At 58.0% G+C, this 12346-nt stretch carries 11 protein-coding genes; 10 read left to right on the top strand and 1 reads right to left on the bottom strand.

Features of this window, described 5'->3' with window-relative positions; all coding sequences use genetic code 11:
• Nucleotides 1–60: 60 nt before the first annotated feature.
• The 10 genes from FHC48_RS15805 (at nucleotide 61) to FHC48_RS15760 (ending at nucleotide 10411) form a co-directional block, all read left to right on the top strand.
• Nucleotides 61–543, top strand: coding sequence for a DUF2501 domain-containing protein (locus FHC48_RS15805; protein WP_021240596.1), 483 nt, complete (start codon nucleotides 61–63; stop codon nucleotides 541–543).
• Between the two features lie 270 nt (nucleotides 544–813).
• The gene (gene opgB, locus FHC48_RS15800) at nucleotides 814–3105 is read left to right on the top strand and encodes a phosphatidylglycerol--membrane-oligosaccharide glycerophosphotransferase (protein WP_059363122.1); all 2292 of its coding nucleotides are present in this window, start codon (nucleotides 814–816) and stop codon (nucleotides 3103–3105) included.
• A gap of 180 nt (nucleotides 3106–3285) precedes the next feature.
• Nucleotides 3286–3924 (top strand): EAL domain-containing protein, encoded by a 639-nt coding sequence (locus tag FHC48_RS15795; RefSeq protein WP_059363089.1) that lies wholly within the window; start codon nucleotides 3286–3288, stop codon nucleotides 3922–3924.
• A 178-nt stretch (nucleotides 3925–4102) separates the two neighbouring features.
• The gene (locus tag FHC48_RS15790; RefSeq protein WP_008502098.1) at nucleotides 4103–4597 is read left to right on the top strand and encodes a spore coat protein U domain-containing protein; all 495 of its coding nucleotides are present in this window, start codon (nucleotides 4103–4105) and stop codon (nucleotides 4595–4597) included.
• Between the two features lie 2 nt (nucleotides 4598–4599).
• On the top strand, nucleotides 4600–5376 hold the full coding sequence (locus FHC48_RS15785; RefSeq protein WP_025912124.1) for a molecular chaperone: 777 nt from the start codon (nucleotides 4600–4602) through the stop codon (nucleotides 5374–5376).
• On the top strand, nucleotides 5297–7585 hold the full coding sequence (locus tag FHC48_RS15780) for a fimbria/pilus outer membrane usher protein (protein WP_227028247.1): 2289 nt from the start codon (nucleotides 5297–5299) through the stop codon (nucleotides 7583–7585). Before FHC48_RS15785 ends, FHC48_RS15780 begins: the two co-directional genes overlap by 80 nt.
• Nucleotides 7576–8532: a spore coat protein U domain-containing protein gene (locus FHC48_RS15775; RefSeq protein ID WP_031274956.1), complete on the top strand. Its 957-nt coding sequence runs from the start codon at nucleotides 7576–7578 to the stop codon at nucleotides 8530–8532. The genes FHC48_RS15780 and FHC48_RS15775 overlap by 10 nt, the downstream gene beginning before the upstream one ends.
• Before the next feature lie 126 nt (nucleotides 8533–8658).
• Nucleotides 8659–9399, top strand: coding sequence for a winged helix-turn-helix domain-containing protein (locus FHC48_RS15770; protein WP_008502102.1), 741 nt, complete (start codon nucleotides 8659–8661; stop codon nucleotides 9397–9399).
• Nucleotides 9400–9401: 2 nt separating this feature from the next.
• Nucleotides 9402–9875 (top strand): hypothetical protein, encoded by a 474-nt coding sequence (locus tag FHC48_RS15765; protein WP_025912120.1) that lies wholly within the window; start codon nucleotides 9402–9404, stop codon nucleotides 9873–9875.
• 29 nt (nucleotides 9876–9904) lie between these two features.
• Nucleotides 9905–10411, top strand: coding sequence for a GNAT family N-acetyltransferase (locus tag FHC48_RS15760; protein ID WP_021240603.1), 507 nt, complete (start codon nucleotides 9905–9907; stop codon nucleotides 10409–10411).
• A gap of 227 nt (nucleotides 10412–10638) precedes the next feature.
• On the opposite strand, the gene tsr is transcribed toward FHC48_RS15760, so the two are convergent.
• Complete coding sequence (gene tsr / locus FHC48_RS15755; protein ID WP_023293346.1) at nucleotides 10639–12303, bottom strand: methyl-accepting chemotaxis protein; 1665 nt, start codon at nucleotides 12301–12303, stop codon at nucleotides 10639–10641.
• Nucleotides 12304–12346 lie beyond the last annotated feature (43 nt).

Genomic DNA, 12346 nt, shown 5'->3' with positions numbered 1-12346 from the left:
GGTCGCAGGTATATACTGGAACCCCTTCGGCCCAAAACGGACCTTTTTGAGAGAGCCATGATGAAAAAACAGATTCTAATCAGCACCTTTTTAGGCGCGCTGCTGGTAACCGGCGCAGCGCAGGCGGCGTCCTGGCAGGAGTCCCTGTCAAGCGCAGCAAATGAGCTGACCAAAGAGAGCAGCAGCACGCAGGGCGGACTCTCCGCCTCTTCCCTCACCAGCCTGCTGGGCAACAGTTCCCAGAGCCTGAGCGCGGGGACGATGAACAACGCGGCGGGGATTCTGGAATATTGCGCGAAGCAAAAGCTGGCCTCCGTGACCGACGCGCAAAATGTAAAAAACCAGGTGCTGGGTAAACTGGGTCTGGATACTCAGGAGCAAAAAGCGGACACCAACTACATGGACGGCATTCAGGGCCTGCTTAACGCGCAGAACGGTCAGCAGCTTAACCTGAGCACCCTCGGCAACTCTTCTCTGGCCAAACAGGTGAAAACCAAAGCCTGCGATCTGGTGCTGAAACAAGGCGTTAATTTCATCTCCTGATCCACCCCATTTTCTGCCACAACACGCCGCGTTTAGTGCGATAGTCTTGCAGCGCGGCGCTAAATGAGCGTTTTTCCTGCCTGCCACCGTCTCAGCGTCCGTTTGTCAGGATGTGCACATCTTCATAAAAACGATTTTCTAAACCAAATCCTAACAACAGCACACTTTCGTGACACTAAAATTGCAGCTTAACGACATCGCAATTACATTGTATCACCCAAAAAATAAACAGTTAGCCAGCGAAGCACCTGGCGTCATGAGGATATGCTGTTGTCAGAATTCTTGTCTCTTATCCTTTTTCTGGCTTCTGTCGGCGTTTACGCCTGGAAAGCCGGCCGTCACATCTGGTGGTTTATCGCCACGCTGGTGGTGCTCGGCATTTTTATTATTTTAAACATTACCTTATACGCCAGCGATTACTTTACCGGCGACGGTATTAACGATGCGGTGCTCTACACCCTGACGAACAGCCTGACGGGCGCAGGTGTGGGTAAGTACATACTTCCGGGGCTCGGCCTTATCGTCGCGCTGGTGATGATTTTTGGCGCGCTGGCCTGGGTGCTGCGTCGCCGTCGCCATCATCCACACCATCATGGCTACAGCCTGCTGGCGTTATTCCTGGCGCTGGCCTCCGTCGACGCCAGCCCGGCGTTCCATCAGATCACCGAGCTGGTGAAATCCCAGTCGCGCGATGGCGATCCGGATTTCGCGGCTTACTACAAAGAGCCGTCGAAAACGATCGCCAACCCGACGCTCAATCTCGTCTATATCTACGGTGAAAGCCTGGAGCGCACCTACTTTGATAACGATGCCTTCCCGGACCTGACGCCAGATTTGGGCGCGCTGAAAAATGAAGGTCTCGATTTCAGCCACACCATGCAGTTGCCCGGCACGGATTATACGATTGCCGGGATGGTTGCCTCCCAGTGTGGTATCCCGCTGTTCGCGCCTTTTGAAGGTAACGCCTCAGCCTCCATGTCGACCTTCTTCCCGCAGAATATTTGCCTCGGCGATATCCTGAAAAACTCCGGCTACGAAAACTATTTTATGCAGGGAGCAAACCTGCGCTTCGCCGGAAAAGATGTGTTCCTGAAATCCCACGGTTTTGACCACCTGTACGGCTCAGAAGAGTTAAAAACGACGGTTGCCGATCCGAGCTACCGCAACGACTGGGGCTTCTATGACGATACGGTACTCGACGAAACCTGGAAGAAATTCGAGGAGCTGTCCCGCGCGGGCAAGCGTTTCTCTCTCTTTGCGCTGACGGTGGATACCCACCATCCGGACGGGTTTGTCTCGCGCACCTGTAAGCGCAAAAGCTATGAGATTGATGGCAAAAACAACAAATCGTTCAGCGCCGTCACCTGCAGTCAGGAGCACATCGCCGCACTGGTCGAGAAAATCAAAGCCTCGCCCTGGTTTAAAAATACCGTCATTGTCGTCTCATCTGACCATCTGGCGATGAAAAACAGCGCGTGGGATCAGCTCAACAAGCAGGATCGCAGCAACCTGTTCTTCGTCCTGCGCGGCGACCAGCCGCAGCAGGAGGAGATCGCCACCAAACGCAACTCCATGGATAACGGCGCCACCGTGCTGGACATTCTGGGCGGCGACAACTTTATTGGCCTGGGCCGCAGCACGCTGTCGGGGCAATCCCTGTCGGAAGTGTTCCTCAACATGAAGGAAAAAATTCTCGCCTGGAAGCCAGACATCATCCGCCTGTGGAACTTCCCGAAAGAGATGAAAGACTTCACCGTCGATCGGGATAAAAACACCATTGCCTTCTCGGGCAGCAACTTCCGTCTGCCGCTGCTGCTGCGCGTCTCGGAAGGACGCGTTGAGCCGTTGCCGGAAAGCGAGTATTCCGCGCCGCTGCGCTACCAGCTGGCCGATTTTGCGCCACGCGATAACTTCGTCTGGGTCGACCGGTGCTACAAAATGGGCCAGCTCTGGTCGCAGCCGCTGGCGCTCTCGACCGACTGGTGCGTCTCGCAGGGCCAGCTTGGCGGAGAACAAACCGTGCAGCACGTGGATAAGGCGCAGTGGAAGGGCAAAACCGCCTTTAAAGATACGGTGATAGATACCGCGCGCTATCAGCGTAACGTCGACATGCTGAAAATCGTCGACAACGATATTCGCTACAAAGCGGACAGCTTTATCTTTAACGTGGCCGGCGCGCCGGAGGAAGTGAAACAGTTTAGCGGCATCTCGCGGCCGGAGTCCTGGGGACGCTGGTCCAACGCGCAACTGGGCAATGAGGTGAAAATTGAGTACACCCATCCCCTGCCGGAACAATTTGATCTGGTGATCACCGCCAGGGCCTATGGGCCTAATGCTAACAAGCCCGTACCCGTGCGCGTGGGCGATCGGGAGCAGACGTTAACGCTTGGAAACGACGTGAGCACACAAACGCTGCATTTTGAGAATCCTTCACGCAGCAATACCCTGGTGATTGTACCGCCGGACCCGCAGTCCACGAATGAGGGAAATATCCTTGGGCATTCGCCGCGCGAGATCGGAATTGGCATGGTCGAAATCAAAATCATCAGCAAAGCGGGCTAATGCACGTCGCGCCCGGCGTTCTGCCGGGCGCTTATGAAAATAAATAATCCTTTATAAATCTTATAAAATAGATAAAAACACTTTATATAAGCCATTTTTATCTATAAATATCCTGTCAAAATCCAAATCCATAAAATGTGCAGCTCCTGAAATCACCACGGAGCGTTACGCACTTTTATCATGCTAACCGGCTATAAGTTCGAATCCATCCGGGCACTGCGCAGTGAAAATGTGATTGCCTGGGAGGTATTGTCCACGGCAAAGCCCCACGTCAATCTTGAAGATTACTTTGGCTCGATGACCGCGACGCAGCGTAAAGCGCACTTCTTTGCGCAGCTTCGTCACGCCATGTTTTGCAAGGATGGCGACAAGTATTACCTCAATGCGACATCGGATTTACTGCTCGACACGGACTTCCTCGACAGGCTCAAAGAAGAAACACCCTGCCCGGAGAGACTTGCTATCGAGGTCACCGATCTCCATTCGATGATACAACTCGACGATACGCAAAGCCGGGCGCTGCGGAAATGCATCGCAACGCTCCATCAGTGGGGGATAGAAGTGTGGGCAGACGATGTTTGCGAAGACCTTCTTCCCGACCTGCTGACCAGCCAGATCCGCTTCTGCGGCATCAAAATTGACAAACATACCTTCTGGAACGGACGGACCGAGCAGGCGAAGTTTCTGCATCTCACCCGCCAGTGCAAGCGCGTCGCCAGCAAGGTGCTGATCGAAGGCATTGAAACCGCAGGTGATTTCGCACTGGCCCGCGCCAGCGCGGCCGATTACGGCCAGGGCTATCTGTGGGGCAGAAAATGACCCCTCTCATTCCGAATGCTGGCGATATGGTCATCGTTCTGCGCGGCAATGCCTGTTTATGGCCTTGCCCCACTTGTTGCTGCCACAACCTGGCGGCATTCCATCAAAAACGCTGCCTGCTGGACGCTCAGTCATTCGCTTTGTAATTGCACTGTTACTCACGTCAGGAAATAAGATCATGAAAATTATTCCCACCGCTGTATGTTGTTCCGTTCTCCTGCTTCCTGCTGCTGCGATCGCCGCAGACAGCACCGCAAGCGCGACGATGCACGTATCACTTGAGGTCGTGAAGTCGTGCACCCTCAAAGCCAACGACCTCAACTTCTCGCGTCACGGCTCCGATGAGTCGAGCGAAATCCAGGCCAAAACGCAGGTCGATATCGTCTGTACCAACGGCACGCCGTTCACTCTGACCGCCACCAGCAACGACGGCGAAAATGGAACCTTCTGGCTGAAGCCGGAAAACGGCGACACGGGCGCGCAGAAGATTGCGTGGAAGCTCTTTGCTGACGAAGGCAAACAGACGCAAATCACCGGCACGAATGGGCTGGACGATACCGGCAACGGTGCGGAACAGGAAGAAACGCTGTATGGCGTGATTGACGCCGGGGCGCTGACAACCGCCCAGGCAGGTACCTACAGCGACGATATCACGTTAAAACTGGAGTACTGATCGTGCGTCGCTATCTTTCCTGCTTCATTCTGTGGCTCATGATGCTGGCGCTGCTGTCACGCTACGCGCTGGCCGCCACGCTTCAGGTGGCCCCGGTAACGCTCGATCTGCAGAGCGACCAGCGGGCAGCGGCTATCTATCTCACTAACAGTGGGAAAGCGGCCATCCATGCGCAGATTCGGGTGTACGAATGGACGCAAAAAAACGGTAAAGATGTTCTGGTGGCCACCGGGGAGGTGGTCAGCAGCCCGGCGATGACATCACTGGCGCCGGGCCAGCAGCAGCTGGTGCGTATTATCGTCATGCAGCCCGGCATCCGTGCGCAGGAGCAAAGTTACCGGCTGGTCATCGACGAACTGCCGGACGCCACGTCCCGTGCCGCCAATCCCACCGCGGTGCACTTCCTGCTGCGCTACTCGATTCCGGTGTTTATTGCCGGGAACCAGAGCGCGCCCGTCAGCCACGATGCCCTGAGCTGTGAGCAGTCTGAAATACCGGCCACCCTTCGCTGCTTTAATGCCGGAAACCGCCACATCCGTCTCAGCCACCTTGAGGCCCTGACGGCCGATGGGCAGGTTGTAGGGTCGATTAAAGGCCTGGCGGGCTATGTGCTCCCGGGACAAACCGCCCTTTTGCCGCTTAAACACGCTTCACGTCACGCGCTCAGCACGCTGCGCGTCTATCTCAATGATGACCACCATGCCAGCCAGATACCCCTGCGCCCGCTCGCTTCTCGCGCTCCTGTTTTGGCTACCGCTCATGCTGTCAGCCCGGACTGAACCCGCCGACACCGTACAATGGCTGGCCATTACCGTAAACCACGCCCCGCGAGGCGAGCTCTGGGCCTGCCGGGTGGTGGATAATGCGTTATGGATAAGCCGCAGCGACATGAAAAAGCTGGGGCTTCACGCCCCGGACGATCGCGCCGAATGGGTTGAGCTGACGTCCCTGCCGGGCCTGAAGGTTAATCTCGACGTGCTGTCCCAGCAGGTGTCGATTACCGCTGAGGCAGAGGCGCTCGAGGGCCAGCAGCATCTCACCGCCTCAAAGCCCGCGCCGATGTATCGCTACCCTGATGCGCAACCCGTCAGCGCCTATACGCTCGGATACGCGCTCTACGCCAGCGATGCGCAGGGGAAGCGCCAGCTCAACGCCCAGACCATGCTGACCGCATCCGGAGGATTACCCGGAACGTTCAGCAGCAGTTTCTCAAGCCATGCCGGGGAGGAAAACAGCGCCGGTCGACCGACCCACACGCGTCTCGAAACCCGCTGGCAGTGGGACAACACCGACTCGCTGACCACGCTGGCGCTGGGCGACAGCATCACCACTGGCGCCCGCTGGAGCCGACAGGTGCGCTTTGGCGGGCTGCACTGGGCACGTAATTTTGAGCTCAATCCGCAACTCAATACCGAACCGCGCAGCCGCTACAGCGACACGGCCGTACTGCCTTCCACGGTCGATTTGTATATCGACGGCCTTAAGCAGAGCAGCCAGCGCGTCACGCCGGGTGACTTTCTGCTGGATACCCTGCCCTCCTTCACCGGAAGCGGGCAGGCGGAGGTGGTGATTACCGATATCAACGGCCAGCGTCGCACCGTACAGCTCTATCTCTACGGCGCGCCGGGCATGCTGGCGGAAGGGCTCAGCAGCGGTTCGCTGGACATCGGCTGGATGCGGGAAAACTACGCCCTGCACTCCGACGACTATGCCGCCTCGCCGCTGCTGGACGCGGGCTGGCGCTATGGGGTGAATAATCACCTGACGCTGGCACTGCATACGGAGCAGCAGCGCAGGCTGCACAACGTGGGCACGGGCGCAGACTGGCTGGTCTCTCCCGCCGTGGGGGTGGTTAGCCAGCACGTTGCCGTGAGCGACAGCCCTTACGGTCAGGGCGTTCAGTGGGGCCTCGGCTGGCAGTGGAACGGCAGAGGAACGGGCATTTCTGCCAGCACCGTCCGCACCGAGGCGGATTTCGCCGACAACGCCCGCATGAGCGGTGCCGCCCCCGTCAGACGCAGCGACAGCGTTTGGGTAAGCCAGTCCGTCCCCCACTTCGGCACCGTGGGCGCGGGCTGGGTACAGCAGAACATTCAGGGCAGCACGCAGCGCTACCTCAATGCCTCCTGGTCGGTGTCGCTGCCGGCACACATCTCCACCACGCTGAGCTATACCCGCTCGTTTACGGATGCGTCGAGTCAGGTTCAGCTACTGCTTTCCGTCCCATTGGGTCGCGAGGACACGCTCTCCGTTCAGGCCAGCCGGGATAAACCACGCATGGATTACCGCCACCAGCCGGACGATGAGGCCGGCGGCTGGTCATGGGAGCTGGGCCAGGGCTTTGGCGAACGACGTGAAAGATATGCAGACGCAGGCTATCTGGGCCGCGCGGGCGAATGGCATGTAGGGCTGCAGCAAGGTGCCAGCCAGCGCAACCAGTACGCCTCAGCCGAAGGGAGCCTGACGCTGCTCGACGGCAGCCTGCACGCGCTGCGCTACATCCAGCAGGGCATGGCGCTGGTGTCCACGCACGGTATTGGGCACGTACCGGTGATGCTGGAAAACCGTCCGGCCGGTGAAACGGATGAGGACGGTTATCTTCTGCTGACCGACCTGCCGCGCTACCACAACAGCAAAGTCAGCATTAACCCGCTCGATCTGCCCGCCGATGTGATCGCCCCCGTCACCGACATGCATGCCAGGCCGGGCAACAACAGCGCGGTCAAAGTCGATTTTAACGTCCATCACGCCGTCACGGTTCAGGCCCGGCTGGTCGACAGCCGCCGCAGGCCGCTCCCGCTGGGCAGCGTCGTGTCAACGCCGCAGGGTGCCACCATCGTGGGCCGCGATGGCTTTATCTGGCTTGAAGATCCGCCCCTGCCGGGTGAACTGGTGGTGAAGACCGGTGAGGGAGAGTGCCGGGTCGCGCTTCCGTCGCCCCGTACCGCATCATCTATACAGAATATGGGAGAACAACTGTGTCATTAAGAGCGCCGTTATTATTGCTGCTCGTCCTGTCCGTAAAGGCGATGGCGGCAGCCTGCTGGATAACCTCCATGCCCGCCATTAACTTTGGCAACGTCGTGGCGGGCAATACCACCTCCGTCAACACCGAGGTCAAGTTTAGCTGCCAGGCCGACAACGAGGGCAGGACGGAATATCTCAACGTCTGCCTGAGCAGCGTAGACGCCCCCCCCTTTAAGATGATCTCGCCGGGGGACCAGGAGGGAAAACAGTACACCCTCCTCTTCCGCCTGCTGAACGGCGCAGCACGCTCTCAGGAGCTGGGGCCTGCCAGCAGCGGGAACCTGATTCAGCAGACTCTGGCCGCGCAAAGCAATGCCAACGTCAGCGGTACCTTTCCGCTTATCGCTACCATTCCGGCAGGGCAAAGCCAGCTTCCGGCCTACCACTATTACAACTACAACATGAATCTGCGCATCGCCTGGCACAGCGCCCTGCGTCAGGATGCCCTGCAAAACTGCTCGGACGGTTCCGCAGAGGGGGAGCAGGTGCAGGGCGGCACCAGCGCGCAGGCCGAAATCAGCCAGGGATGCTACATCGAGCGCGTGACGCCCCTTAACTTCGGCACCCTGACCAGCACCGCTACCCTGCGTCCGACGCGTTCCACCGCCACCCTGACCACGCGCTGCCCGGCCGGAACCGCATTCACCCTTGCCATGGGCAAAGGCAACCATGCCAGCGGTAATCAGCGGCAGCTCTGCAACAACGAGGGCCAGTGCCTGCGCTACGGGCTCTGGCAGGATGAGGCGGCCACGCAACGCTGGGGAGATCAAAGCAGCGGCGATGCGCTGCAGGTCACCAATCCCGCTGGCGGCACCCAGAACTACACCGTTTACGGCGAGGTCCCGGCACAGCCGCTAACCGGTACCGGGGAATTTATTGATGACGTGATTATCACGCTGACTTATTAAACCACCCAAAATCCTGTCTGGATCAATGTTATCGGTAACAGTGACGTTAAAATAGCCAGCAATGCAGCCCTGAAGGCGTAGACCTTCTCTTTTTATTTTTTATCTCTGTTTTTATTACAACAACTTATGAAATACCTGCTTGCTGACGCCATCGTCTATAACGACGAGGACGGTTCTGTTTCTCTTATCAATGCGCCGGATGAGGATGCGCAGCTCCTCACCTGTACGGCCAATACCATCATGAAGCTGCTGGTACAGCATCATGGGAACGTGGTTGAACGGGAAACCTTTCTCCAGGAAGTCTGGGATCGGCGAGGGCTTCAGGGATCTAACAACTCCTTAAACCAGTACATCAGCATTTTGCGCAAGATGCTGGCGGCCCTGCTTCCCGACGCGCTGCTTATCGTTACCGTACCGAAAACGGGCTTTATGCTCAGCGCGGACGTTACGGTCACTCCGCTGGAGGAGGCTCCACCGACCGCCGAAACGGCGAAACCTGCATGGCGCGTTCGCCCTGAATGGCTGTTCTGCGGCGCGCTCACGCTGGTCGTCGTTGCGCTATGCCTCTGGATCGTGCTGATCAAGCCAGAAAATTCACAAAGGGAGATCCATCTGCTGACGCATATCGGCACCTGCCCGGTCTACACCTTTACGCCGCTGGCGGACGTATTTCACGGGAAGGCAATAGCGCTGGCGCAAACGCTTCAGAAGGACGGCCATCTTCCGTGCCTGAAAAATTCAATTTTCTACATGCACATTCAGAGAACGCTTTTCTACGGCCACGAAGGGCGGCTGGTGCTCTCCCAATGTTCCCTCACGCAGGGTAAAGCCAGCGCCTGTCGTACGCTTTACTATTACGAGTGGTGATGATGAGACACAAAAAAGTTTGGCTAACCCTGATCCTCAACCTGCTGCTGCTGGGCACCGTGCTGGCGTGGTACTTTCACACGCCCCCGCTGTCGGTGGCCTGCGACGGAAACCTGACCTTTTCCGACCGGCGCGACAACCACGATTTCACCTTTGACGGTGAGATCATTATGCGTTTTCATCCCGACAAAACCGGGTACATCACGGTTAACGGCAGCGTGGTAAATGCCCCACGCAGCTGGGAGGTTTCCCGCCAGGAGATGTTTAAATGGCGTCACGTGGAGGGCGAACTGTATGAGATCGCTATTCAAAAAGTGGAGCGTTTTAGCCATGACGCCATGCCGCCCGGGGTCTTTGAAAAATACGTTGCCGGCCTGACGCTGGGCAATAAAAGGCTCCTGACAATAGAGCGCACGCCGGAAGACGCGCTGGTGATCAGCAATTTTTATTCGCCGGTGCTGATCTGCTCGGAATAATGTCGACGGGTCAGGCTATACTTGCCGCCATGACTCTTCGCATTCGCCCCACCACCCTCAACGACATTGCCGCCCTGCCCGCCATTGAACGCGCGGCGGCCGGGCGCTTCCGTGACTTCCCGGCACTCGCCTGGCTTGCCGATGGCGAGGTCATTTCCGCTGAGCAACACCTCGACTATGTCGAACGCGGGTTAAGCTGGCTGGCGCTGGCAAACGACCAGCCCGTCGGGTTTATCCTTGCCGAAGCCCATCCGTCTTCACTGTTTATTGTCGAACTCTCGGTTGATCTGGACTGGCAGGGAAAAGGGATCGGCAGGCAGCTCATCGCCTGCGTGGCAGACCATGCCCGCAGAAAGGGGCTGACAGCGCTGACGCTGACGACGTTCAGGAACGTCCCGTGGAATGCGCCGTTCTATGCGCGGCTGGGGTTTGAAAAAATAACGACGCTGACGCCTGAACTGCGTCAGAAAAGGGAAGAAGAGACGGCGCACGGTTTCGCGTATGAAACGCGCTGCGCCATGCGCCTGCCCCTGTAATACCGCCCGGTGGCGCTGCGCTTACCGGGCCTACAAAACCACAAACCGTAGGCCGGGTAAGGCGCAGCCGCCACCCGGCACAACCACAAACCGTAGGCCGGGTAAGGCGTAGCCGCCACCCGGCACAACCACGAACCGTAGGCCGGGTAAGGCGTAGCCGCCACCCGGCACAACCACGAACCGTAGGCCGGGTAAGGCGTAGCCGCCACCCGGCACAACATACGGCGTTAGAACGTTTCCCAGTTATCACCAGCATCAGCGGTAACCGTTTTACGCGCCATCGCCGGTGCTGCAACGGTTTTCGCAGAAGCGAACTCACGCGCTTTCATCTGCTCCTGCTGAATGCGGAACACCGCCACGGCCTGCGTCAGACGGCTTGCCTGTTCTTCCAGTGCGGCTGCCGCTGCGGCAGACTCTTCCACCAGCGAGGCGTTCTGCTGGGTCACGCGATCCATCTCTGCCACCGCCAGACCGACCTGGTCGATACCGCGGCTCTGCTCGTCAGACGCAGAGGCGATTTCACCCATGATGTCCGTGACGCGGGTAACCGCATTCACGATCTCACCCATGGTTTCACCGGCGCTTTCGACCAGCGTTGAGCCCACTTCCACGCGACCCACGGAGTCTTCGATCAGGCTCTTGATCTCGCGTGCCGCCTGGGCGCTGCGCTGGGCCAGGTTACGCACTTCACCTGCTACCACCGCAAAACCACGGCCCTGCTCGCCCGCACGCGCCGCTTCTACCGCCGCGTTCAGTGCCAGGATGTTGGTCTGGAAAGCAATACCGTCGATCACGCTGATAATGTCGGCAATTTTCTGCGAACTGCCCGCGATATCGCGCATGGTCTGCACCACGTTGTCCACCACTTTGCCGCCTTTCTGCGCGGTTTCAGAGGCGCTCAGCGCAAGATGGCTCGCCTGACGGGCGTTTTCGGCGTTCTGCTTAACGGTCGCCGTCAGCTGCTCCATGCTGGCAGCGGTCTCTTCCAGGGAAGCGGCCTGCTGTTCAGTACGGGAGGAGAGGTCGTTGTTGCCCATCGCGATTTCACTCGCGCCGCTGTAGATCGCATTCGCGCCGTTACGCACGTCGCCAACGGTACGCACCAGCTCGCCCTGCATATGGCGCAGCGAGTCGGCCAGTTCACCCATCTCGTTGGTGCCCTGAACCTCAATGCGCTTCACCAGGTCGCCGCTGGCGATATGGCGAATGTTGTCGATCAGACGATTCAGCGGGGAGATCAGCGTCTGCTTGATGTTGAGCCAGACGGCCACAATCACCACCAGCACGGCAATCAGGACGCCGATCAGCACCCAGATAGCCTGGCTGTAGGAGCTGTTGCTGTCTTCAACCGCCATCTGGTACAGCTTATCGTTCTGCTGCAGGTAGCTCACGTACTGTTTCTCAAAACCGTCCTGGTAACTCTGGGTCGGCTGGTCGAAGAAGGCGTTGATTTTGCCCGCGCCCAGCAGCTGGATCAGCTCCGCCAGCGCGCCGTGGTAAATATCATAGTTACGCTTGATCTCCATGGCATCCGCATCGCTTTGACGCGGATCGCGCGGCAGGGCTTCGTAGGCAGCCCAGTTTTTTTCCGCCTGTTTCAGAGACGCAGACGCGATTTGCATCAAATCGTTCACGGTCGCGCCGCTACCGATATTGCTCTGATCCATCATGTAGCGAATACCCGCGCGGTTCAGGGTATTACGGGTTTGCAGCAACGCTACCCAGCTGCCGTTCAGCGTGGACTGTTGCTGGCGAATGGTTTGCAGGACGGTGAAATTCTCTTTGTCATTCTTCAGAGCATTAAAGAAAAGACCACCGGATGTGAGTTGTAAAAGGCCAAATATCGCTAAAACCAGCATTAAGCTGGTGACAATCTTGATACGGTTTAACATGTTTTCTCTTTCCTCAGACAGATACAGAATTTTCGGCCTGGAA

Source organism: Enterobacter sp. EC_50, assembly GCF_019584525.1.
GTDB classification, from domain to species: domain Bacteria; phylum Pseudomonadota; class Gammaproteobacteria; order Enterobacterales; family Enterobacteriaceae; genus Enterobacter; species Enterobacter roggenkampii.
The sequence above is the reverse complement of the archived record's forward strand: the minus strand, read 5'-3'. Positions and strand labels throughout refer to the sequence as shown.